The 21,628-nt window shown below is 65.3% G+C and carries 24 protein-coding genes; 21 read left to right on the top strand and 3 right to left on the bottom strand.

Annotated elements, in window-relative coordinates; translation table 11 throughout:
- Positions 1-15: 15 nt before the first annotated feature.
- A complete protein-coding gene (gyrA, locus tag ACXIQ9_RS11275) occupies positions 16-2,646 on the bottom strand; it encodes a DNA gyrase subunit A (protein ID WP_459016699.1) in 2,631 nt (876 codons plus the stop codon).
- 45 nt (positions 2,647-2,691) lie between these two features.
- Here gyrA and ACXIQ9_RS11270 point away from each other — a divergent pair, with 45 nt between their 5' ends.
- The 7 genes from ACXIQ9_RS11270 to rsmD all read left to right on the top strand — a co-directional run bounded on the left by ACXIQ9_RS11270 (position 2,692) and on the right by rsmD (position 8,584).
- A complete protein-coding gene (locus tag ACXIQ9_RS11270; protein WP_459016698.1) occupies positions 2,692-3,834 on the top strand; it encodes a homocysteine biosynthesis protein in 1,143 nt (380 codons plus the stop codon).
- A 69-nt stretch (positions 3,835-3,903) separates the two neighbouring features.
- Complete coding sequence (locus ACXIQ9_RS11265; RefSeq protein ID WP_459016697.1) at positions 3,904-4,521, top strand: CAAD domain-containing protein; 618 nt, start codon at positions 3,904-3,906, stop codon at positions 4,519-4,521.
- A gap of 69 nt (positions 4,522-4,590) precedes the next feature.
- Positions 4,591-5,754, top strand: coding sequence for a GuaB3 family IMP dehydrogenase-related protein (locus tag ACXIQ9_RS11260; RefSeq protein WP_010317920.1), 1,164 nt, complete (start codon positions 4,591-4,593; stop codon positions 5,752-5,754).
- Positions 5,755-5,959: 205 nt separating this feature from the next.
- The gene (trxA, locus tag ACXIQ9_RS11255; RefSeq protein WP_010317921.1) at positions 5,960-6,283 is read left to right on the top strand and encodes a thioredoxin; all 324 of its coding nucleotides are present in this window, start codon (positions 5,960-5,962) and stop codon (positions 6,281-6,283) included.
- Between the two features lie 74 nt (positions 6,284-6,357).
- Positions 6,358-7,416 (top strand): LOG family protein, encoded by a 1,059-nt coding sequence (locus ACXIQ9_RS11250; protein WP_296418127.1) that lies wholly within the window; start codon positions 6,358-6,360, stop codon positions 7,414-7,416.
- Entirely contained in the window at positions 7,413-8,039 is a 627-nt protein-coding gene (gene hisH, locus ACXIQ9_RS11245) for an imidazole glycerol phosphate synthase subunit HisH (protein WP_459016696.1), read from the top strand. Before ACXIQ9_RS11250 ends, hisH begins: the two co-directional genes overlap by 4 nt.
- The gene (gene rsmD / locus ACXIQ9_RS11240) at positions 8,036-8,584 is read left to right on the top strand and encodes a 16S rRNA (guanine(966)-N(2))-methyltransferase RsmD (protein WP_459016695.1); all 549 of its coding nucleotides are present in this window, start codon (positions 8,036-8,038) and stop codon (positions 8,582-8,584) included. The genes hisH and rsmD overlap by 4 nt, the downstream gene beginning before the upstream one ends.
- Before the next feature lie 2 nt (positions 8,585-8,586).
- On the opposite strand, the gene petG is transcribed toward rsmD, so the two are convergent.
- Positions 8,587-8,700 carry a cytochrome b6-f complex subunit V gene (gene petG / locus ACXIQ9_RS11235; protein ID WP_006041770.1) on the bottom strand — a complete coding sequence of 38 codons (114 nt, stop codon included), beginning with the start codon at positions 8,698-8,700 and terminating at the stop codon, positions 8,587-8,589.
- A gap of 74 nt (positions 8,701-8,774) precedes the next feature.
- On the opposite strand from petG, the gene ACXIQ9_RS11230 reads away from it, so the two are divergent.
- From ACXIQ9_RS11230 to ACXIQ9_RS11165, 14 genes are all read left to right on the top strand, one after another.
- Positions 8,775-9,161: a c-type cytochrome gene (locus tag ACXIQ9_RS11230; protein WP_247479176.1), complete on the top strand. Its 387-nt coding sequence runs from the start codon at positions 8,775-8,777 to the stop codon at positions 9,159-9,161.
- A complete protein-coding gene (locus tag ACXIQ9_RS11225) occupies positions 9,158-9,877 on the top strand; it encodes an RNA methyltransferase (RefSeq protein ID WP_459016694.1) in 720 nt (239 codons plus the stop codon). The genes ACXIQ9_RS11230 and ACXIQ9_RS11225 overlap by 4 nt, the downstream gene beginning before the upstream one ends.
- Before the next feature lie 85 nt (positions 9,878-9,962).
- Positions 9,963-11,012 (top strand): serine hydrolase, encoded by a 1,050-nt coding sequence (locus ACXIQ9_RS11220; RefSeq protein ID WP_459016693.1) that lies wholly within the window; start codon positions 9,963-9,965, stop codon positions 11,010-11,012.
- A gap of 11 nt (positions 11,013-11,023) precedes the next feature.
- Complete coding sequence (locus ACXIQ9_RS11215) at positions 11,024-12,361, top strand: DUF3370 domain-containing protein (RefSeq protein ID WP_459016692.1); 1,338 nt, start codon at positions 11,024-11,026, stop codon at positions 12,359-12,361.
- Positions 12,358-13,446: a magnesium chelatase ATPase subunit I gene (gene bchI, locus ACXIQ9_RS11210; protein ID WP_010317938.1), complete on the top strand. Its 1,089-nt coding sequence runs from the start codon at positions 12,358-12,360 to the stop codon at positions 13,444-13,446. The genes ACXIQ9_RS11215 and bchI overlap by 4 nt, the downstream gene beginning before the upstream one ends.
- Positions 13,447-13,451: 5 nt before the next feature.
- On the top strand, positions 13,452-13,925 hold the full coding sequence (ruvC, locus tag ACXIQ9_RS11205) for a crossover junction endodeoxyribonuclease RuvC (RefSeq protein WP_010317939.1): 474 nt from the start codon (positions 13,452-13,454) through the stop codon (positions 13,923-13,925).
- Positions 13,925-14,509: a 5-formyltetrahydrofolate cyclo-ligase gene (locus ACXIQ9_RS11200; RefSeq protein ID WP_459016690.1), complete on the top strand. Its 585-nt coding sequence runs from the start codon at positions 13,925-13,927 to the stop codon at positions 14,507-14,509. Before ruvC ends, ACXIQ9_RS11200 begins: the two co-directional genes overlap by 1 nt.
- On the top strand, positions 14,506-14,811 hold the full coding sequence (locus ACXIQ9_RS11195) for a hypothetical protein (RefSeq protein WP_010317941.1): 306 nt from the start codon (positions 14,506-14,508) through the stop codon (positions 14,809-14,811). The genes ACXIQ9_RS11200 and ACXIQ9_RS11195 overlap by 4 nt, the downstream gene beginning before the upstream one ends.
- A gap of 5 nt (positions 14,812-14,816) precedes the next feature.
- Positions 14,817-15,269 carry a hypothetical protein gene (locus ACXIQ9_RS11190; RefSeq protein WP_247479191.1) on the top strand — a complete coding sequence of 151 codons (453 nt, stop codon included), beginning with the start codon at positions 14,817-14,819 and terminating at the stop codon, positions 15,267-15,269.
- Entirely contained in the window at positions 15,269-15,691 is a 423-nt protein-coding gene (locus ACXIQ9_RS11185) for a SufE family protein (protein WP_247479193.1), read from the top strand. Before ACXIQ9_RS11190 ends, ACXIQ9_RS11185 begins: the two co-directional genes overlap by 1 nt.
- A gap of 39 nt (positions 15,692-15,730) precedes the next feature.
- Positions 15,731-17,041, top strand: a complete 1,311-nt coding sequence (locus tag ACXIQ9_RS11180; protein ID WP_459016689.1) for a homoserine dehydrogenase — start codon at positions 15,731-15,733, stop codon at positions 17,039-17,041.
- A 162-nt stretch (positions 17,042-17,203) separates the two neighbouring features.
- Complete coding sequence (locus ACXIQ9_RS11175; protein WP_050778503.1) at positions 17,204-17,395, top strand: hypothetical protein; 192 nt, start codon at positions 17,204-17,206, stop codon at positions 17,393-17,395.
- Positions 17,396-17,487: 92 nt separating this feature from the next.
- Positions 17,488-19,005 (top strand): ABC transporter substrate-binding protein, encoded by a 1,518-nt coding sequence (locus ACXIQ9_RS11170; protein ID WP_459016726.1) that lies wholly within the window; start codon positions 17,488-17,490, stop codon positions 19,003-19,005.
- A complete protein-coding gene (locus ACXIQ9_RS11165) occupies positions 19,002-20,021 on the top strand; it encodes an ABC transporter permease (RefSeq protein WP_459016687.1) in 1,020 nt (339 codons plus the stop codon). Before ACXIQ9_RS11170 ends, ACXIQ9_RS11165 begins: the two co-directional genes overlap by 4 nt.
- Here ACXIQ9_RS11165 and ACXIQ9_RS11160 read toward each other — a convergent pair.
- Complete coding sequence (locus tag ACXIQ9_RS11160) at positions 19,966-21,627, bottom strand: alpha/beta fold hydrolase (RefSeq protein WP_459016686.1); 1,662 nt, start codon at positions 21,625-21,627, stop codon at positions 19,966-19,968. The two genes, ACXIQ9_RS11165 and ACXIQ9_RS11160, sit on opposite strands and share 56 nt — an antisense overlap.
- Between the last annotated feature and the right edge of the window lies 1 nt (position 21,628).

Raw genomic sequence — 21,628 nt, 5'->3', positions numbered from 1 at the left:
CGATCGCCCCGGTGATCAGACATCCGCGCTAACAGCCTCGCCGCTGGCGTCCTCGCCCGACTCCTCGTCCTCCTCCAGAGCTGGCGGAACCAGCACCACTTCGGAGAGGCGATCCCCACTATCGAGGCGTTGCAGCTTCACGCCCGTGGCGGCACGGGACTGCTGGGGCACCGCGTCGGCTTGCATGCGCACGATCACACCGCGCTCGCTAACCAGCAGCAACTCCTCACCAGAACCAAGCACCCGCAGGCCCACGAGCACATCGCCGTCCCGGCGGAACTTCATCGCCCGCAGGCCCATGCCGGCGCGCTTCTGGAGGCGGAACTGATCCACAGGAACCCGCTTACCCAGGCCGCTGGCCGAGGCCACCAAAACCCACGGCCCCTCGCTGGGCGCCACCTCCTCCGTGTCGTCCTCGTCGCTCGCAGCACTGCTGCCCTCGACCCGGTCCGCGAGTTCCACCGGGAGCACGTCCATGCTCACCAGCTGGTCCCCAGGCCGCAGGTTCATCGCCCGCACGCCCCGGGCGGTACGGCCCAAAGGCCTCAGCTCCTCATCGCTGAGGCGGAAGTGGATGGTCATGCCATTGCGCGAGCCGATCAGAACGCTGTCACCCGGCTGGGCAAGACGGACCCAGGTCAGGGCGTCGCCCTCTTCCAAGGAGATGGCAATCAAGCCATTGGAGCGGATATTGGCGAAGGCCGAGAGACGGGTGCGCTTGACGTAGCCACCGCTGGTGAGCATCACCAGAACGGCGTCCTCAGTGAACTCACTCACCGCCAGCAGTGAGGTGATCTGCTCCTCCCGCGGGATCGGTAACAGCTGGACGATGGGCGTGCCCTTGGCCGCACGACTGCACATCGGCACCCGGTAGGCGGGCACGGTGTAGACGACGCCACGGTCGGAGAACAGCAGCAGCGAGTCGTGGTCGTTGCAGCTGATGAACAGACGGACCGCCTCTTCCCCTTGGGTTTTGGTGCCGGCCTTACCGCGGGTGCCGCGGCTGGTGGCCTCGAACTCACTGACCGGCATCCGCTTGAGGTAGCCGTTCTCGGTCAGCAGCACGACGGAGCGCTCGTTGGCGATCAGGTCGATGTCTTCGAGACCGCCTTCGACATCGAGAATCTCAGTGCGGCGCGGGGAGTCGTAGCGGGAGCGGATGACGCCCAGCTCGTCGGTGATCAGGCCATAGACCCGCTCCTTGCGGGCCAGGATGTCCTTGTAGTCCGTGATCTTGGCGAGCAGATCTTCGTGCTCGAGGCGAATCTTGTCGGCCTCAAGGGCGGTGAGGCGGCGAAGCTGCATCTGCAGGATCGCGTCCGCCTGAACTTCACTCAGTCCAAATTGCTCAACCAGCTCCAATCGGGCGCTGGCGGTATCTGCAGCACCGCGAATCAGGGCAATGATGGCGTCGAGATTGTCGAGCGCAATCAGCAGGCCCAGCAGAATGTGGTCGCGCTCTTCGGCCTTGCGCAGGAGGTATCGCGTCCGGCGCTCAATCGTCTCGACCCGGAAGTCGAGGAAGACCTGCAACATCTTGCGCAGGGTGAGCAGCACGGGCTCGCCATTGACCAGCGCCAACATGTAGGCACTGAAGTTGCTCTGCAGCGGGGTGAGCTTGAACAGGTTGTTCAGCACCACCTGGGGGTAGGCATCCCGACGCAGCTCAATGACGATGCGCATCCCGTCGCGGTCGGATTCATCGCGGATATCCGCGATGCCTTCGAGTTTTTTGTCATTGACCAACTCAGCAATGCGCTCAATCAGCGCCGCTTTGTTGGTTTGGTAAGGCAGCTCGGTAATGATCACCGCATCGCGATCGGGGCGCCCCTTGGCCTCAACCGTCTCAATCGCAGCGACGCCACGCATCGTGACGGAGCCGCGGCCCGTTTCGTACATCTCACGGATGCCGCGGCGGCCAAGGATTTGGCCACCCGTGGGGAAGTCGGGTCCCGAGACGTAACCCGTTAACTCGCGATCGGTGAGTTCAGGGTTGGCGATGAGGGCCAGCAGGCCATCAATCAGCTCGGTGAGGTTGTGGGGAGGAATGTTGGTGGCCATGCCCACCGCAATTCCTGTCGATCCGTTCAGCAAGAGCTGGGGGATGCGCGCAGGCATCACCGTTGGCTCTTGCTGCGAACCGTCAAAGTTGTCGATGAAATCGACGGTTTCGCTCTCGATGTCCTCGAGAAGGCTGTCGGTGGTGAGAGCCCGGAGCCGCGATTCGGTGTATCGCATGGCGGCCGGCGGATCGTTATCCACCGAACCGAAGTTGCCGTGACCGTCGATCAGCGGCATGCGCATGGAGAAGTCCTGCGCCATGCGCACCAGCGCGTCATAGACAGCCGTATCGCCGTGGGGGTGGTACTTACCCAGCACCTCACCCACAACACGGGCGCACTTTCTGTAGGGCCGATCGCTCGTCAGGCCCAGCTCGTACATCGCATACAGGATGCGGCGATGCACAGGTTTGAGACCGTCGCGGGCATCGGGCAGGGCCCGTCCCACGATGACGCTCATCGCGTACTCCAGATAGGAGCGCGACATCTCGTTGCGAAGGTCAGCCTGAATAATTCGGCCGTCGGATCCGCCTGGTCCTTCTCCGTCCCCCGCGGGCATCTCACGGGGTTCGGTTGGATCCGCCATTCGTGACAGCTTTGATTAGAACGCATTTTATCGGTACTTGCGCCTGTGTCTGCCTCCCCTGGGTCAACCCCCACTCGGAGCGAGTCAGAACTGCTGCAACTGCAACGGGACGGGGAACTCCAGGTCCGCAGCGCTACGCAATTTCGTGAGCTGGCCCAGGCGCGGGGACTGGAGCAGGCCTACCTGGAGACCCACGTCGTTGTCGCCAGCGACGCCGAGCTGATGCAGCAGGCCACGCTGGTCCTGCACCTGGGGCCAAGCGATCCACCAATCCGGATTCGTCAGTTCCGTTTTGGACCTGCTGAAGGTCAAGGCGGTCACGGCAACACCGATCTCGTGATTCCGATGGGGACCGGGGGCGCGGCCCTGCTCAGCGCACTGCTTGCGGGGCAACGTCTGCCCCTCTCCATTGGCGGGACGCCCAGTCAGCAGCAGCCGAAGGTTGAGCTGGAGACCGAACTCGGCCTGGAGGACATCCCCTGTGGCCGCCTGCTGCTGCACCGCGGCATCAGCGAAAACGGTGTGGTGGCAGTCAGCAGTCGAGAAGGCCTCACCCCAACCCCCTGGGGGCCCGTGCTCGGCCCATGGACCAGCGCGCTCTACAGCTGCCGCGGGCCTGGAAGCATTGGTCTGAGCATGCCTGGCTTGACGGGCCTTGGAGCGGGATCCCCCGTCCTCGTGGGGGGCGCCATCGGCTGGGTCAGCGGGCCTGGAAGCGGCCACAACCCCAAGACGAAACGAAGCAGCGACGGGTTTGCGCTCGGGCCCGGGGCCTGCTGTGCCCTGGAGGTGGACCTGCATGGACTGAAGCCATCGGCCATCAGGGCCACCCGACTTGCCGACGGCAGCAGCGGCCTGCTCGTGGCCATCGCCGCCCCCATCCCGCTGTTGAGCCTCAGCACTGCGGAGCAACTGACGGCAACAGCCGAAGAGCTGTCAGCGCCGGTCTTGGACTACGGCATCCCCAGGCGGGTGCGCCCCTCTCCGGCAAGCGCCCGCTACAGCGAGCTCTTCAGCGGTGCCATTCGGCTCGGTGATCGGCAGCTCACGGCCGCACCAGCCCACAGCCCCCGGCTGGCGGCGGAAGCCGAAGCGCAACTGGCAGAGATGCTGCAACGCGGTGCCTTCCCCCTGCGCCTGCCCCTCGCTCCACTGCCCAGCGATCGGACTGTGCGGGCGCTGAACTAACACCAACCGAACCGACAACGATCGAAAACAGCCGTAAGCTCCCGGACCGTTGATCCCGAACCCCAAGCCATGGCTGATGCTCCTGCCCCCCAGCCGGACGCCGAGCAACAGCCCGAAGTTGAGGCTCTCGAGGTCCAAGCCACTGAAACCGTCGCAACGACTGAAACAGTCGAAACCGAGCTGATCGAGACGGCAGCAGAGACCGCGGCGGAGCCCACAGTCGAGGTCGCACCGGAGCCCGAACCGACTCCAGCGCCGGAGCCGGAGCCCGTTGCTGCCGCTGAACCGGTGAATGCCTGGACCCCCCAGGTCGCCAGCACAACCGATGTGCCGGCCAGCCCAGCGGCGGTGGCCACCGCGAACGAAGGCGAGGGCGGCGAATGGGAGTTACTGGTTGAGAAGGTCAAGCAGTGGATTGCCAGCGGCCAACTGCAGCAGCAGTGGCAAACCGCTCGCACCCCCATCACCCTGGTTGCCGGCCTGATCGGCCTTCTGCTCGTTCTGCGGATCTATGGCGCCCTGCTGGGCGTGGTGGAAAGCGTGCCCCTGCTGCCTGGATTGCTGGAGCTGGTGGGTGTGATCAGCGTCGTGAGATTCAGCCTGACGCGCCTGGTCAAGAGCGACGATCGCCATCAGGTGATCGACGGCCTGAAGCAGCGCTGGAGCAGCTTCCGGGGTCAGCGCTAGCAGACGGTTGAGGGCCAGAAGCAGTCAGGCCGGTTGATAGCTTGGCTTGATTGCTTCAAAAGGTCTCAGGTGGACATTCAGCTCGGCCGTTCCCGTACTGTGCGCCGCGCCTACGGCATCGATGAAATCGCCTTGGTGCCAGGCGGTCGCACGGTTGATCCGGCCGTCACCGACAGCAGCTGGACCCTGGGGGGCATCACCCGCGAGATTCCGATCATCGCCAGCGCCATGGACGGCGTGGTTGATGTGGGGATGTGCGTCGAGCTGGCCAAGCAGGGCGCCCTGGGCGTTCTGAACCTTGAAGGGGTTCAGTGCCGCTACGACGATCCCAACCCTGCGCTCGATCGGATCGCCTCGGTGGGCAAGGAAGAGTTCGTGCCCCTGATGCAGGAGCTCTACAGCCAGCCCGTGCGGGAAGACCTGATCCGCAAGCGGATCGCTGAAATCAAAGAGCGCGGCGGGATCGCCGCCGTCAGTGGCACGCCCGTGGCCGCCCTGAAATTCGGCAAGGCCATCGCCGAGGCCGGTGCTGATCTGTTCTTTGTGCAGGCCACGGTGGTCAGCACGGAACACATCGGACCGGAGGGCCAAGAGAGCCTGGACCTCGAGGCCCTCTGCCGCGACTTCGGGGTTCCCGTGATCATCGGCAACTGCGTCACCTATGACGTGGCCCTCAAACTGATGCGCGCCGGCGCCGCTGGCGTGATGGTCGGCATCGGCCCTGGAGCCGCTTGCACCTCCCGCGGCGTCCTCGGCATCGGCATTCCCCAAGCCACCTCAGTCGCCGACTGCGCTGCAGCCCGCGACGACTACATGAAGGAGAGCGGCCGTTACGTGCCGATCGTTGCCGATGGAGGGATCGTCACCGGCGGTGACATTTGCAAGTGCATCGCCTGCGGCGCCGATGCCGTAATGATCGGTTCACCGATCGCCCGCTCCGCCGAAGCCCCCGGTCGTGGCTTCCACTGGGGGATGGCCACACCCAGTCCCGTTCTTCCCCGCGGCACCCGCATCAAGGTGGGAACCACCGGCAGCCTCGAGAAAATCCTGCGCGGCCCGGCCTCCCTCGACGACGGCACCCAAAACCTGCTGGGCTGCATCAAGACCTCGATGGGCACCCTGGGGGCACGCACCCTCAAGGAGATGCAGCAGGTGGAGGTGGTTGTCGCCCCCTCCCTGCTGACCGAAGGCAAGGTTTATCAGAAGGCCCAGCAATTGGGCATGGGTAAGTAAGCGACCGCGTTAGCCTCCGGAGTGTGTGGGGCCAAAAGCCCTCACACTCCTCACACCCCCCGGCTCGGCGCGTCCGAGCTTTCATTCTTTGGCCGGGACTGGCGGCATCGCCGCCGGCTCCACTCCACCCAGTTACGAGTTCCTCCAGGCCTCAGCCGAAGCCGAAAACTCGTTGCTACATTCCGAAAACACTGATCCTGACCGGATGTCCAGCGCCGCAGCCGTCACCGACGCTTCCTTCGAGCAAGACGTGCTCAAGAGCGATGTACCCGTTCTTGTGGATTTCTGGGCGCCTTGGTGCGGCCCCTGCCGCATGGTCGCTCCGATCGTCGATGAAATCTCGAAGGAGTTCGAAGGCAAGATCAAGGTCTTCAAACTCAACACCGACGAGAACCCCAACGTCGCCAGCCAGTACGGGATCCGCAGCATCCCCACCTTGATGATCTTCAAGGACGGCCAAAAGGTCGACACCGTTGTCGGTGCTGTGCCCAAGACCACCCTCTCCGGCACCATCTCCAAGTACCTCTGAGCGTCAGCGGCACCGCCCAAGACCTCCCCTCAAGCCCGGCCTTTGGCCGGGCTTTTCTGTCCTGATCCCAAACGATGGCGATCGAGCGAAGCCCCCTGGACGCGTTGGCCGATGCCCTGGAGGGCCATCCCCAACGCCGCTCCATCGAGCGCAGTGTGGTTCAGCTGCTGGAGATCGCACGCAATAGCCGTGATGCCGATGAGTGGCGACTGATCACCGGTGCCCTGGCGGACATCCGCGATGGCTTCAACGTCTTTGCCCCCCATCGCCAGACCCGCAAGGTGACCGTGTTTGGGTCCGCCCGAACCCAGTCGGCGGAGCCGGCCTATGCGCTGGCCGAGGAGCTCGCCCGCGAAGCAGCCCGGCGCGGCTTTGAAGTGATGACGGGAGCCGGCGGCGGCGTCATGGAGGCGGCGAACCGCGGCGCGGGCTGCGAGAGCAGCATTGGCCTGAATGTGGACCTGCCGTTTGAGCAGCACGCCAATCGCTACGTCAATGCCTGCGACGGGCGCCTGCTCCACTTCCGCTACTTCTTCACCCGCAAGCTCTTCTTCCTGCGCGAAAGCGACGCCCTGGTGGTCATGCCAGGCGGTTTCGGGACCTTTGATGAGCTGTTCGAATCGCTGACCCTGATTCAGACCGGACGGACCCCGCCGATCCCCCTGGTCCTCCTGGCTCCAGAGGACGACAGCTTCTGGAGCGATTGGCTCAAGACCATTGACGGCACCCTGCAGGACAGGGCCTTGATCTCTAGCGAGGACACCTCCCTGTTTAAACAGGCCCGCAGTGCCGCCGAGGCCCTGGAGCAGATCAGCCGCTTCTACCGGGTGTTCCACGGCGCTCAACTCGCGGGGGAGCAGACGGAGCTTCTGCTGCATTGCCCTCTGCCTGCCGCCACGGTGGCCGAGCTCAACCAACGCTTTGATCTCCTCGTGGATGAGGGGAACATCAGCCAAGGGGAGAGCTGCGACCCCAACGGCATCCTTCGGCCCTGCCTGCGTTTCCAGCTCGATCGCCGCAAGGTCGGGCTGCTCTACCAACTGATCGATGTGCTCAATGGCCTGCCGCTCGAGCTCCCCCCCTCGATCGAGCAACCTGGACAACGTCTCTGCTCGCTCCCGCCCACCCCATGACGCGCATCGGCCTGATCGACTACGGGATGGGCAACCTGCATTCCGTGCAGCGGGCTCTAGAGCGCCTGAGCTGTGAAGTGCGGATCCTGCAGCAGGCCGAAGCTCTGGAGGACTGCCAGGCCCTGGTCCTGCCCGGGGTGGGGGCCTTCGACCCGGCCATGGAGCGTCTCCATGCCTCCGGGCTCGTGCCCGCGATCAAGGCCTGGTGCAATGCAGGGCGCCCCCTCCTGGGGATCTGCCTGGGCTTGCAACTGCTCTTTGAGAGCAGTGATGAGGGTTCAGCCTCCGGCCTTGGACTGCTCGCAGGTCACATCGCAGCGCTGCCAAAGGTTCCGGGTCATCCCATCCCCCACATGGGCTGGGAAGCCCTGATTCCCGGAACGCCCTCCCCGCTACTGCCCGAGGGAGCGCCAGACAGCTGGGTCTATTTCGTCCACTCCTTTGCAGCCCAGCCCAAGGATCCGAGCTGCATCACCGCCTCGGTGTCCTTTGCCGGCCAGGACGTCACCGCAGCCGTCTGGCAAGGCAGCGTCGCAGCCTGCCAGTTCCACCCTGAAAAATCCTCAGAAGCGGGTGAGCAGCTGCTTCGCCGCTGGCTGCACTGGGTCGAGGAACAGGCATGAGCCTGCGACTCAGTGGCGGACGCAAACTGCTGAGTCCCCCTGGAGACATCGCTCGCCCCACGGCCTCTCGGGTGCGCCTAGCCGTCATGAACATGCTGGCGGCCGAGCTCCCTGGAGCCCACTGGCTTGATCTCTTCTGCGGGAGCGGAGTGATGGGCTGCGAAGCGCTGTTGCGCGGTGCTGCCAAGGTGGTAGCGGTGGAACAGGACCGTCGCGTCGGCGCCACGGCCCGGAGCAACCTGGAGCTGGTGGCCTCCAGCCTGCAACCGAGACCTTCGGTCCAGGTGATCCAACAGGAGGCGATCCGTTGGCTGGGATCAGCCCAAGGGGAGAGCTTTGATCTGGTCTATGCCGATCCGCCCTATGCCGCTGGCCTCTATGGCGCGTTGCTTGAGGGCCTGGCCGCCGGAGATTGGCTCCATCCACAGGCCCTTGTGCTGCTGGAGCACGCAACAAAAAACCCGCCGGAGATCCCGGCGGGTTGGGTGGTCGAGAAGCAAAAGCACTACGGCAGCTGCGGCCTTCTGGTGCTCGCTCGCTCTTGAGATCAGCCGCCCAGGGCGCTGCCGCGGCGGTATTGGTTCCAGGCGGCCACGAACAGACCCAGCAAGGTCACGGGAATCAGACCGAGCACGATGCCGCAGAGCAGGGGTTCGATCATGGACGGAGCAACCAGCTTTGGTTGCACAATTCTCCCACGCCCATGGCTGGGTTCGTGACCGATCTCCATCAACCGTGACTGCAGAGACCCCCACCCCCGCGCAGCAACCCCAGCGGGGCCTGATCTCGGCGCTGGTTCTGTTGACGGCGATCTGCGTGACGATCGTGATGTTGGTGGTCGTGATCCCGGCTGCCCGCAGCGATCCCTACACCCGAACCACCCTGCAGCTCAGCGGCTCCGCCGAACAGGGCGAGCAGCTGTTTTTGCTGAACTGCGCTGGCTGCCATGGCATTGCCGCCCAGGGCTTGGTGGGGCCCAACCTCCACAAGGTGGATAACCGCAAGAACAATCGCCAGTTGATTCAGCAGGTGGTCAGCGGACGAACGCCGCCCATGCCGCGCTTCCAACCGGAACCCCAAGCCATGGCGGATCTGCTGGCCTACCTCCACAGCCTCTCGTGAGCCTGGCGGTGGTGCTGGTGGAGCCGGCGGGCCCCCTGAATGTCGGCAGCGTCGCGCGCCTCTGCGCCAATTTCTCGGTGAATGAACTGCGCCTGGTCGCCCCCCGCTGCGATCACCTGGGCGATGAGGCCCGTCTGATGGCCGTGCATGGCGAGGCACTGCTGGAGCAGGCCCAACTCTTCCCCACCCTTGAGGCCGCCCTTGCCGATTGCCGCCGCGTGGTGGCCACCAGCGGCCGCATCGAGGAGGAGGCCTTGCCCCTGAACGGTCCCGCAGAAGCCCTCTCCTGGCTGCAGGCCTCAGAGACGGATGCCTCCTCCGCCCCAGCGGCTCTGGTCTTTGGCCGAGAAGACCGCGGCCTGAGCAATGCAGAACTGCTGCAGGCTGGGCGAATCCTGCGCCTGGAGACCAGCGAGGCCTACGCCTCGATGAACCTCTCCCATGCCGTTGCGGTCTGCCTGCACGAACTGCGGCGCTGCCCCGCACCCACCGCCCCCCAGCCGGAGCCCTGCCAGCGGGAGCAACTAGAGGCCGCACTCAGCGATGCGGAAGACCTGCTGCTGGAGGTGGGCTTCCTTTATCCCCATACCGCCCAGGCGCGCATGGCCAAGCTGCGTGCCCTGCTGCAACGGGCTGAGATCCGCGACGAGGAAGTCGCCCTGCTGCGGGGAATGGTGCGTCAATTGCGCTGGGCATCACAGCGAGACTGCCCCTAACGTCTGAGCCCAAGCTTCGATCGCTTCCGTGGGCGCAGGTCGGTCACAACGTTCAAACCGCTCCAGCTGGGGAGCACCGCTGCGCTTGGTCCTCCGTCTCCTGGTGATGGGGCTGGGGCTGGGGGTGATTGCCGGAACCGGCCTAAAACTGCTGGCTCCAAAACTGGGGCAAGGGGCGGCCCAAGTCGCCAAGCCCCAATCGCTGCTCGCACCCCCAGGACGGCCGCTTCCGCGCGGCCTGGATCTCGGCCGCTTTGAGCCAAGGCTCGAGCTGACCGGCCTGAGCAAGCGCTGGGCCCAACTCGCCTCGCAATACAAGGACCTGACCGTCAGCGGCTATCTGCTGGTGCTCGATGACGGCCGCTTTGCCGAGCTCGCCCCCCAACGGCCCCTGCCCGCCGCCAGCTCCATCAAGACCCCAATCCTACTGGTGGCTCTTGAGGATCTTGATGCCGGGAAACTGCGCTGGGACGAACGGCTACCGATGACCAAAGAGGTGGTCGGTGGCGGCGCGGGCTGGATGGCGAACAAGCCCGTCGGCACGACCTTTCCCTTCTGGGAAGCGGCCAACGAAATGATCCGTGTCAGCGACAACACGGCCACCAACCTCTTGATCAAACGCGTGGGCGGTAAAGCCGTCATCAACGCCCGCTTCCAGGCCCTGGGGCTCAGCAGCACCGTCGTCAACAACTGGCTGCCGGACCTCGACGGCACCAACACCACCAGCGCCTACGACCTCGCCCGCTCCATCGCCCTGGTGGATACGGGCGAAAAACTCAGCCCGCGGGCCCGCGATCTCTTCCGTGAGGTCATGGGCCGCTCCCGCACCAACACCCTCTTGCCCCTTGGGATGTTGATGGGCCTTGGGGGAGATTCGGCGACCCCCGACAGCGAGCTGATGGCCCACGGGGTGACCGTCTACAACAAGACCGGTGACATCGGCATTGCCTACGCCGATGCGGGCCTGATCGAATTGCCCGACGGCAAACGGGCCGTGGCCGCCTTCATGGTCAAGGGGCCGTTCAACGACCCGCGCTCCACCAACTTGATCCGGGCCATGGCGGGGGAGATCTCCAAAAACCTGGTGCGCAAAGCAGCGCCTGCGCCTGCCAAGCCCAAGAAACCCACCGCCTGAGGACTCCTTCGATGCTTCCTGTCCTCCTGGCGGCAAGCCCCCAAGCGGCTCCCATCCTTCGCCCGCAACAGGTCCGCCCTCTACCGGGGAGCCTCGATGCGGTGTTGATGCTCAATGACAACAATCCCGAGTTGATCAGTGGGCCAGGGATCCTGCTCTCAACCTTCGACGACCCGAGGCACAGCGACGCCCACCTGGATCTGCCGTTGAACGGTCGCTTCGACCTCTTCAGCCACCACGTCTATGCGGGCACCCCAGAGCAACCGGACTCGACCATCTGGCTGGCGGTGGTGGCCCAACCCAGAGGCGAGCAACCGGTTGAGCTTTCGCTCTTGAGTGGCTCCACCGCCCTCTCCCAATCCACGGACGGACGCGAACCCCAGGCGCCCTTCCTGCCCCTGCCGGAGCGGATGCGCCAGGACGGCTCCACCTACGCAGGCCCTGGAAGCCGGGTGGCCACGGAACTGCTGCTGCGCCAACGCAACCCCAACCTGCCGAAACGCTGGACATTGCGCCCGGGGTCCCCCACCACCCTGCTGCTGCTGCCGATTCCGGTGCAGGGACTCGATCCACTGCTGAATGGCCGCAATCTGCAACTGCGGCTCCAGGCCAGCGGTGCGATCAGCGTCGCCACCCTGGCGGCCTTCGGGAACGGAAACCAGCCGCCAACCCAGCAGGCACTCGCACAAATTCTGAGCTCGGGCGTGCTGAGCCCCAAGGAGCACAAACCCACCCCACGGGGCGCCCGGGGGCGCATGGTCTATTCCCGCGTCAGCGGCGTGCAAATCGGGAGTACCTGGAGCGCCACCGTGAGCGATCCGGGCAAGAGCTGCCTCTCCACCGCCTCGGCCCCCATCTCCTGGCCGATTGCCTCGCTGGAGCGTGGTCGCCTCGGAACCGGCCAGGTGCAGACCGCCGAGCTCAAGGCGCACTATCCGGGCACGGCCTGGGCCGCCCACGGCAACTACGGGGTCGCCTACGACATTCGGATTCCGCTCTGCAATCGCTCCAAGAGCCCCGCAGCGCTGGCCGTTGCCCTGGAGTCACCGCTCAAGACCGATCAGGCCGTCGGCGGACTGCAGTTCAACAGCAGTCCATCGCGCTCCGTGATGTTTCGCGGGACGGTGGAACTCAACGGGCTCGACGGTCAACCCAGCCGCCAGAGCTTCCATCTGGTCCAGCGGGCGGGCCAGCAAGGTCCTGAACTGGGCCGCATCAGCCTGACTCCAGGGGAGACGCGGGAGCTTCGCGTGCGCCTGATCTACCCCGCCGATGCCACCCCGCCGCAGGTGCTCAGCCTGCTGCCTGTGAAACAATCGCCAGCACCGCCAGACAGCCTCCAGCCGTGACGCAAGCCCGCAAGCGCAGGGTCTTTCCCTTCACCGCCATCGTGGGTCAGGAGGAGATGAAGCTGGCCCTGCTGTTGAACGTGATCGACCCCCGCATTGGCGGCGTGATGATCATGGGAGACCGCGGCACCGGTAAGAGCACCACCATCCGCGCCCTGGCTGATCTGCTGCCGGAGATCGACGTCGTCGCCGGCGACCCCTACAACAGCTCCTCCAGCGACCCTGACCTGCAGAGCAGCGAGGTGCGTCAGCGGGCCGAACAGGGTGAGCAACTTCCCACCGAGAAGCGCCAGGTGCCCATGGTGGACCTCCCCCTGGGGGCCACCGAAGACCGCCTCTGCGGCACCATCGACATTGAAAAGGCCCTCAGCGAAGGTGTTCGCGCCTTTGAGCCCGGCCTGCTGGCGAAAGCCAACCGCGGCCTGCTCTACGTCGATGAGGTCAACCTGCTGGACGACCACCTGGTGGACGTGCTGCTCGACTCCGCCGCCTCCGGTTGGAACACCGTTGAGCGCGAGGGCGTGAGCGTTCGCCACCCTGCCCGCTTCGTCCTGATTGGCTCCGGCAACCCGGAAGAGGGTGAACTGCGTCCCCAGCTGCTGGACCGCTTCGGCATGAGCGTCGAGGTGCGCACCGTGCGCGACCCCGAACTGCGGGTGCAGGTGGTGGACCAACGCACCGCCTTTGACAACGACCCCGACGGCTTCAACAACGCCGTTCAGGGAACACAGGACGGCCTCCAGGCCCGTGTTGTTGAGGCGCAGAACCGTCTCCCCCACGTTCAAATCGACGACGACCTGCGCATTCGCATCTCCGCCATCTGCGGTGAGTTGGATGTGGATGGCCTGCGCGGCGACATCGTCACCAACCGGGCCGCCCGGGCCCTGGCCGCCTTCGAAGGGCGCACGGAAGTCACCGAAGACGACGTTGCCCGCGTGGCTGCTTGCTGCCTGCGCCACCGCCTGCGCAAGGACCCCCTCGAGCAGATCGACTCAGGCGATCGCGTGGTCAAGGTCTTCTGCAAGGTGTTTGAGCGCCCTGAAAGCAGCGACAAGGCCGCCTTCGAACTGGCCCTCGCCGCCTAAGGCTGTTGCGAATCCTCGGCATCGATCCCGGTCTGGCTCGCGTGGGCTACGGGGTGATTGATGTCGAGGAGGGTCCTGGCGGGGCCCAAACCATGCTCGATTGCGGGATCATCCGCACCGACCCGGGCCGCAGTGATGGCGAGCGGATGGTGGAAATCGCGAAGGATCTACGGGTCCTGATCCGCAACTGGAAGCCTGATCTAGCGGCGGTGGAGAAGTTTTTCTTCTACCGCTCCAGCACCACGATCTCGGTGGTGCAAGCCCGGGGGGTGCTGATGATGACCCTGGCCCGCTTCAGCATCCCGGTGGTGGAGTTCCCGCCCATGCAGATCAAGTTGGCCTTGGCCGGCCACGGCCATGCCGACAAGGACGATGTGCTCGATGCGGTGATGCGAGAGCTCAACCTCGAGACCCCGCCGCGGCCCGATGATGCCGCCGATGCCCTGGCGGTCGCGCTCACCGGCTGGTTTCAGCGCTGATGGGAGGTCAAAAAGGGCCCTTACGCCAGACCTTCAAACAGCGGCGGCTGAACCTGCACGCCAGCTGCGCCCCCCGGCTTCAGGCCCAGGCGATCCAGCACCTGCCGGGCCTGCTGCCGGAAGGACGCCTGCTTGGGCTGTACTGGCCCTTGGCCGGAGAGGTGGACCTGCTGTGCCTCGCTGATCTGCTGTCGCTCAGCGGCCGGATCGCCCTGCCCTGCATCGCCGGGGGCCGTTTGCAGTACCGGCGTTGGCGTCCCGGTGACCCCACCGCAGCGGATGAGACCGGGATCCCCGCCCCCAGCGACGCAGCTTCAGTCCTGGAGGCGGAACAACTTGGACTCCTGCTGGCCCCTGCCCTGGCCTTCGATCGATCCGGAATCCGCCTGGGCTACGGCGGTGGCTGGTTTGACCGATTGAGGCAATCCTCCCCCTGGAGGGACATCCCAGCCCTGGCGGTGGTTACCAGCGGATGCCTGGTGGAGCACCTCCCCGCTGAGGCCTGGGATGTGCCTTTCCCAGGCTGGCTGGATGAGGAGGGGGTGCACTGGCGGCCTGGGTTGCAACCTGTTGAGCAACCGTGAAGTCCAGGCGCACCGGCGCGCTGGATTTGGCAGGATCGGAGCAGTTCAGGGCGGCACCGGTGGATCTGGCTGGCAACGACGCATTCCTCTCCGCCATCACTGCCGGGCGTCAATCTGCCTCCGAAGAGCAGCGCCGCGGGCCAAGCATTGCCATCAACCGCGGCACAGCAGCCGAGCAGGTCATGGCCTCGGAGCTCAAAGGGCGCGATGAGAGCAGCGACGCCCTCTCGATGATGGTGAGCTCCATGGTTCACATGGTTCAGGCCGGCAAAACCAAGACAGACAGCCGCTGGTCCGCTTAATCCAAATGCGAGCCGCTGCTGTCCTCTGCGCCGCCACTCCAGTTCTGATCTGGGCCTCAACGCCGCCCGCCAGGGCCCATGGCATTGAGACCAGCATCAACCGGCTCGAGGCCCTCAATGCCCAGCTGGTGCTTCAGAGCCAGTTCTCCACCGGAGAGCCCACCCAAGATGCCCTCGTCCGGCTGATTGGCCCGGATGGAAGCAGCCAGGAGCTGGGCCGCACTGACGCGAGCGGTCGACTGAGCTTTGCCCTGCCCCCTGGCAGCCAAGGCTCCTTTGAACTGCAGGTGGATGGGGGGCCAGGCCATCGCGACTACCTGGAGATGCCGGTCCAGGGCGGTCAGGTCCAGCTCGATCAGATCAGCGCAGGGCCCCGGCAACGTCCGCTGCTCTGGCTCAGTGCCCTGGGTGCAACTGCCATGCTGCTGGGACTTCAGCGCACTAGACGCAACCGTTAATGGCCACCGGCAGCCAGAAGCTCGATCAAATCGTTGACCGCCTCAAAGGCACGGCCGACCCCAAGCGCCGCTACGAATACGTGCTCTGGCTCGCCAAGAAGTTGGAGCCCCTGCCGGAGGAGTTCCGCAACGACGTCTTCAAGGTCAAGGGCTGCGTCTCCCAGGTGTACGTGGTCGGTCAGCTCGTGGATGGAAAACTCCACTGGCAGGGCGATTCCGATGCCGCCATCACCAAAGGCCTCCTCGCTCTATTGATTGAGGGCACCGAGGGCCTGGATCCCTCGGCCATCGCCGGCATTGACCCGGCCTTCTTGAGTGAAACGGGCCTGCAGGCCAGCCTGACCCCCTCGCGGGCCAATGGCTTTCTCAACATCTTCAAGATGATGCAGGCCCAAGCCAGCGCCCTCAGCTCAGCCGACTAGGTCGATTTCTAGGATCAGTCGTTTCGGAACGGCGTCAGGATGACCATCGGCATCGGCTTGCTCGGGCTCGGCACTGTGGGAGCAGGCGTTGCGGAAATCCTGCAGACCCCTGACGGTCGCCATCCACTGGTGGGAGAACTGGCGCTGAAACGGGTCGCCGTAAGGGATCTGAACCGCCCTCGGCCCATCGATCTCCCCAGCGACATCCTCTGCACCGACCCTGAAGCGGTGGTCCAGGACCCCGCGGTCGACATCGTCGTTGAGGTCATGGGCGGCCTCGAGCCTGCCCGCAGCCTGATCCTGGCGGCGATTGCGGCTGGCAAACCCGTAGTCACCGCAAACAAAGCGGTCATTGCCCGCCATGGCGAAGAAATTGCTGCTGCGGCCGCCAAACAAGGCGTTTATGTGCTGATCGAAGCCGCCGTTGGCGGCGGGATCCCGATCATCGAACCCCTCAAGCAATCCCTAGGGGGCAACCGCATCCAACGGGTGAGCGGGATCATCAATGGCACCACCAACTACATCCTCAGCCGCATGGCCGATGAGGGTGCGGCCTATGCCGAGGTGCTCGCTGATGCCCAACGGCTGGGCTATGCCGAGGCCGATCCCGCTGCCGATGTGGGTGGTGGCGATGCCGCCGACAAGATCGCCATCCTCTCGGGCCTGGCCTACGGCGGACCGATCGAGCGCGCGGCCATTCCAACCGAAGGCATCGATCGACTGGATGGCTGCGATGTGACCTACGCCGAGCAACTGGGCTACGTCGTGAAACTGGTAGCCCAAGCCCAGAATCTGGGCACCGCCAGCGATGGCACCGTGCAGCTCGATGTACGCGTCAGCCCCACCCTGCTGCCCAAGGATCACCCCCTGGCCGGGGTGCATGGCGTGAACAACGCGATCCTGGTAGAAGGCGACCCGGTGGGTCGTGTGATGTTTTACGGCCCTGGAGCGGGATCCGGGCCCACCGCCTCCGCCGTGGTGGCTGACATCTTGAACATTGCCGGCATCCGGGCGGCCACCGGCAACAGTGGCGGACTGGACCCGCTGCTGGCGGCCAGCCGTTGGCGTAATTGCGCCCTGGTGGATGCGGGCGAGACCCTGCAGCGTCACTACGTGCGCCTGCAAACCGGTGATGAAGCCGGAGTGATCGGCCGCATTGGCAGCTGCTTTGGCGAGCAAGGGGTCTCGATCCGCTCCATCGTCCAGTTCGAAACCACCGGGGATGCGGCCGACGCCGAGATCGTGGTGATCACCCATGAGGTGAAGCAGCAGCACTTCGCGGCGGCACTCGCCGCCATCAAGGCCCTACCAGAGGTGAAAGCCGTGGCCGCCTGCCTCCCCACGCTCTAGTGGCAGCGGAGCTGGCACCTGGGCCAGAGTTGGGGGATCGATTCGTGCCGTTCCCCTGACCCAAGCGCAGTTTTGTAGCGCCTCAAACGTTTTGAGCGCAAACAAGGCGGAATTCTTGGCGGGTCAGTTGGTTTGAGCCTCGGCCTCTTTGCTCTGTTGGCCATGAACCCATCTCGCGCCTTCCATCAAGGCGATTGCGTCAACCTGATCAGTGATTCCCACACCTATCAAGTGGTGGGAATCGATGACAGCCACGACCGCTGCTGGGTGCGGCGCTGGCCCCTGGCCCGCCATGGGTGCCCGGTGTTTGAGATTTCCCTGCAACAGCTCGAGCCCCGCAAATCGATGTCTTAGGGCTTGAATAGGGGCGCTCAGCCAAGCGCCCCATCACTCGCCTTCCCGCTGCTGCCGGCCTGCTCGCCTTGCTGCCGGCCCTGCAGCTGCTGATGGGCTGCCAACCACCCCATCCCGCTGGCCAGCTGGTGGTGGCCAACAAGAGCAGCCTGGACTCCGTCGACCCGGTGGACGTCTATCTGCTGGCCGGAACGCAACTGCTGAGCGCCGTCGGCGACCCGCTCTACACCGCCGATCGCCAGGGGCAACTCCAACCCAGGCTGGCCACGGCCCTGCCGCAATTCAGTGCGGATGGACTCAGCGCCCGGATTCCGCTGCGCCAAGGCGTGCTGTTCCACGACGGAACCCGCTTCGACGCCGAGGCGATGGTCTTCAACCTCAACCGCTTTCGGCGCCTGGGGAAACTCAGTTATCTGCTGGATGATCGGATCGAATCCGTCCGCAGCGTTGGGCCCTACGCGATCGAAGTCCGCCTGACGCGCCCCTACCGCGCCCTAGCGGCGCTGCTGAGTTCGATCACCTTCACCCCGGTCTCCCCGACGGCCTACCGGGACTACGGCGAACGCTCCTTGACGGGCCGCTTTGTCGGCACGGGCCCCTACCGCTTGGTGAGCTTCAGCCCGCGCAAACAGCAGTTGCTCCCCTTTGCGGACTACTGGGGCGAGCCCGCCAAGAACGCGGGGATCCACCTCATCACCCTGAGCAACTCCACGGCCCTCTTTGGCTCCCTCATCAGCGGAGAGGTTGACCTGCTGATCTCCAGTGGCCTCGAGAGTGACCAGCAGCAGGCCCTCGATACCCGCGTGGCGCGCGGTGAGCTGGTGAGCGGAGAAGGGCCGGCGATCGAGATCGCCCTGATGGCCCTGAACAGCCAACGCCCTCCCTTCAACCGCAGCAGGCTGCGGCAGGCGGTGGCCCTCAGCCTGGATCGCCGGCTGATCAGCCAACGGGTCAGCTTTGACATGAGCGAACCCCTGCGCTCCCTGGTGCCACCACCGCTGGCCGGCTCGAGCCCGCCCAGCTGGCCGGCCTACGACCCCAAGGCCGCTCGGGCCCTCTACCGGCAAGAGGGCTACTGCTCAGGGCAACGGCTGACGCTGCCGCTGACCTTCCGCTCGAACCATGCCTCGGATCGTCTCTTTGCCCTGACCTGGCAAGCCCAGTTGCGCCGGGACCTCGGAGACTGCGTGCGCTTGGAGATCAGAGGGGTGGAGTCCACCAGCGCCTACCGGCAGCTGTCCCAGGGGGTCTTCCCCATGATCATTTACGACTGGATTGGCGATTACCCCGACCCCGACACCTACCTGGCACCCCTACTGGGCTGCCGCAAGAGCAAGGGCGACCAATGCCTCTCGGGCAGCAGCGTCGATTCCGGTAGCTTCTGGACCAGGCCAGGCCTGCAACAGCAGCTCCAGGCCAGTGAGAGCCGTACGGGTGCGGCGCGCCAAGCCACCCTGTTGACGATTCAACGGGAGGCGGCGGATGGGGCCTCCTTTGTTCCGCTCTGGCAAGTCAATGCGCGCGCCTGGGGGCAGCGAAACCTCAGTGCGCCCCAGTTCGATGGCACCGGTCGGGTGATCCTGCAGCAGCTGGAGCCGGTGAAGCGATGAGCCGACGCCATCACCTCTGGGGCTACCTGCTGAGCCGCCTGGCCCTGGTGCCGGTGATGCTCTGGCTGATCGCGAGCCTGGTCTTTCTCCTGCTTCGGGTTGCCCCTGGCGATCCCATCGATGCCCTGCTTGGCCCGCGGGCACCGCAAAGCGCTCGAGAAGCCCTCCGGCAACAACTCGGCCTCGATCAAAGTCTTCCGGTCCAGTACGGCCAGTACCTGAGCGACCTGCTGCACGGCCAGCTCGGGACCTCATTGACCAACCAAGAGCCTGTGACGGCGGTGATTGCCCGCAGTCTTCCCGCCAGCCTGGAGCTCGGCCTGACCGCCCTGCTGATCGCAGCGGTCGTTGGCCTGGCCGTTGGCTTCAGTGGCATTGCCAGGCCCGAGGGGAAGCTCGATCTCTCCGCCCGGCTCTATGGGATTGGGACCTACGCCATGCCGCCGTTTTGGGCGGCGATGATGGTCCAGCTGGTCTTCGCGGTCTGGCTGGGATGGCTACCGGTCGGCGGACGCTTCCCCGCCACCTTGATCCCACCGGATGGCAGTGGCTTTTATCTGCTCGACAGCCTGCTGCAGGGGAACGGCCAGCAATTCTGGGGAGCGATCCGGCATCTCGTGCTGCCCGCGAGCACCTTGGGGATCCTGCTCAGCGGGATCTTCGCCAATGCCCTGCGCCTGAATCTGCGCCGGGCCTTGGATTCCGACTATGTGGAAGCGGCCCGCAGCCGCGGCCTCAGTGAACGCCGGGTCGTGCTTCGCCATGCCCTGCCCAACGCCCTGCTGCCGGTCCTGACCATCGCCGGGATCACCGTGGCCTCCTTGATCGGTGGAGCCCTGTTGATCGAGGTCACCTATTCCTGGCCTGGGGTGGCCTTCCGGCTGCAGGAGGCCATTAGCCAACGGAACTACCCCGTCGTCCAGGGGATCGTCGTGGTGGTGGCCAGCCTGGTGGTGGCGGTCAGCGTTCTTGTGGACCTGGTGGTGGCGCTACTCGATCCACGCGTGAAGTTCTGACCTCGATGCGTTCCTGCCAGAGCTTGGCCAGGTCGTGGTCAAGCACATAGGCACTGACACCACCAACGTGCCGGCGCTGGGGCGGTAGGTCCCGCTTCAGCCCCCCTTGATCGAGGCCCCAGAGAAACTCACTGCTCAAGCTCAAGATCAAGTTCTGCACCCGGGCGGGATCCACACCAACCCACTCCTCGCCGAACTTGAACAGGGGGGCCTCGCCTCCGGCCTGCATCCGAACCGGGGAGAAATGACTCGCCCCCTCCAACAACACAAGACGGCTGCGGGGATTGGGATCTGGCAAAAACAAATGCAGCTGCTCACTGAGCGGCGGCGTAATCAAGTCCAGGCTTCCGCCGACCATCAACACGGGCGCCTCCAGGCCCCGCAGACCCCGGTGGGGCCAAAGCAGGCTGCCGAAACCGTTGAGGGTCACCACCCCTGCAATCGGCTGGGCCAGCGGTTGCGCCGGCGGCAGGGGCACCTCGGGGAGCTGGCACTGGAGCAGCCGCGAGAGGTTGATCAGGGGTAGATCCGCCAGGGATCGCTTACAACGGCGCTGCAGTCCTGGTTCCGGACGCAGCCCTGCCGCCAACAGGCTCGTCAGCCCCGCCAGGGAGTGACCCATCAGGACCACCCGCTGCCCCAGTTGCGGCAAGCCCCCGGTCTGCGCCGCGGCCACCACGGCCTGCAGGTCTTGCACCCGGCCGGGGAGGGTCTCAGCTCCAGGGGGGAGACGTCGCCCCTGAACCAACTCCCGCACCGCCAGTTCGTTGCTACCGGGGTGATCAAGCAGGACCACGGGCCAGTCCCGTTCATGCAGGGCCTGGGCCAACCAGCGCAACTGATCGGTACTGCCCCCCAAGCCAGGCATGAGCAACACCCAGGTCTTGGCATCAGAGACCGGCCAGAGCTCAAGCGCCAGGGGCTGCTGGCGATGGGGAACCGGCAAACGCCAGCGCTGGGGAGCCTGATCAGCCGCAGAGGATTGCTGATCCAGCAGCACGCCATCGGAGAGCGGCAGCAGCGGGGTCCCCTGCGGCAGCGGCAAGGTCTGCAGGGCCTGGAGCGCCAGCTCCTGATCGAACAACTGCTGCTGCCAACCGCGGGCGAGCAGCTGGAGTCCATCGAGATTGATGGTGAGCTGCTGGGCCGGCAGTGCCCGCATCAGCTCGATCACCGTCACCTGCCGCTGCTCTTTGAGCAAGGTGTTGAGGGTGCTGAGAACCAGCGGACCGGCATTGCCGTTCTCGGTGCTGATCAAGACGCCCAGTTCTTCGGCGACCCGCTGGCCCGCCCAACTGCGCATCATCTGTTGAGTGAAGCTGCGCTCCTCCACCAGTGGGGCATTGAGCAGCTGATGCAACTGCTGCTGGCTTTGGGGATCGAGCAAGTTGAGCCAGACCGCCAGCTCCCCGGCACGTGTGGACGGATCACGGCTCCAGCGTTCCAGCTCCACCAGGTTGAGGGGCAGGTCCAACCCCTCCAGGTGGATGTCGAGTTGCTCAGCGGCTCGCAGTGGCGCAGCCAGCAGGGAGCCCAAGGACAGAACGCCAGCCAGCAGACTGCTGGTCAGTGCACGGCGGCGACGCAAGCGGGTTGGCTCAACCACG

Source organism: Synechococcus sp. LTW-G (genome assembly GCF_054459035.1).
This window is presented reverse-complemented; position numbering and strand designations above follow the sequence as displayed.

Coding starts and splice junctions, on each gene's coding strand:
- trxA (WP_010317921.1), top strand. CDS start 5,960: ATGTCCAGCGCCGCAGCCGTCACCGACGCTTCCTTCGAGCAAGACGTG.
- ACXIQ9_RS11250 (WP_296418127.1), top strand. CDS start 6,358: ATGGCGATCGAGCGAAGCCCCCTGGACGCGTTGGCCGATGCCCTGGAG.
- ACXIQ9_RS11175 (WP_050778503.1), top strand. CDS start 17,204: ATGAACCCATCTCGCGCCTTCCATCAAGGCGATTGCGTCAACCTGATC.
- ACXIQ9_RS11265 (WP_459016697.1), top strand. CDS start 3,904: ATGGCTGATGCTCCTGCCCCCCAGCCGGACGCCGAGCAACAGCCCGAA.
- ACXIQ9_RS11180 (WP_459016689.1), top strand. CDS start 15,731: ATGACCATCGGCATCGGCTTGCTCGGGCTCGGCACTGTGGGAGCAGGC.
- ACXIQ9_RS11185 (WP_247479193.1), top strand. CDS start 15,269: ATGGCCACCGGCAGCCAGAAGCTCGATCAAATCGTTGACCGCCTCAAA.
- ACXIQ9_RS11200 (WP_459016690.1), top strand. CDS start 13,925: ATGGGAGGTCAAAAAGGGCCCTTACGCCAGACCTTCAAACAGCGGCGG.
- rsmD (WP_459016695.1), top strand. CDS start 8,036: ATGAGCCTGCGACTCAGTGGCGGACGCAAACTGCTGAGTCCCCCTGGA.
- ACXIQ9_RS11170 (WP_459016726.1), top strand. CDS start 17,488: ATGGGCTGCCAACCACCCCATCCCGCTGGCCAGCTGGTGGTGGCCAAC.
- petG (WP_006041770.1), bottom strand. CDS start 8,700: ATGATCGAACCCCTGCTCTGCGGCATCGTGCTCGGTCTGATTCCCGTG.
- ACXIQ9_RS11165 (WP_459016687.1), top strand. CDS start 19,002: ATGAGCCGACGCCATCACCTCTGGGGCTACCTGCTGAGCCGCCTGGCC.
- gyrA (WP_459016699.1), bottom strand. CDS start 2,646: ATGGCGGATCCAACCGAACCCCGTGAGATGCCCGCGGGGGACGGAGAA.
- hisH (WP_459016696.1), top strand. CDS start 7,413: ATGACGCGCATCGGCCTGATCGACTACGGGATGGGCAACCTGCATTCC.
- ACXIQ9_RS11215 (WP_459016692.1), top strand. CDS start 11,024: ATGCTTCCTGTCCTCCTGGCGGCAAGCCCCCAAGCGGCTCCCATCCTT.
- ACXIQ9_RS11190 (WP_247479191.1), top strand. CDS start 14,817: ATGCGAGCCGCTGCTGTCCTCTGCGCCGCCACTCCAGTTCTGATCTGG.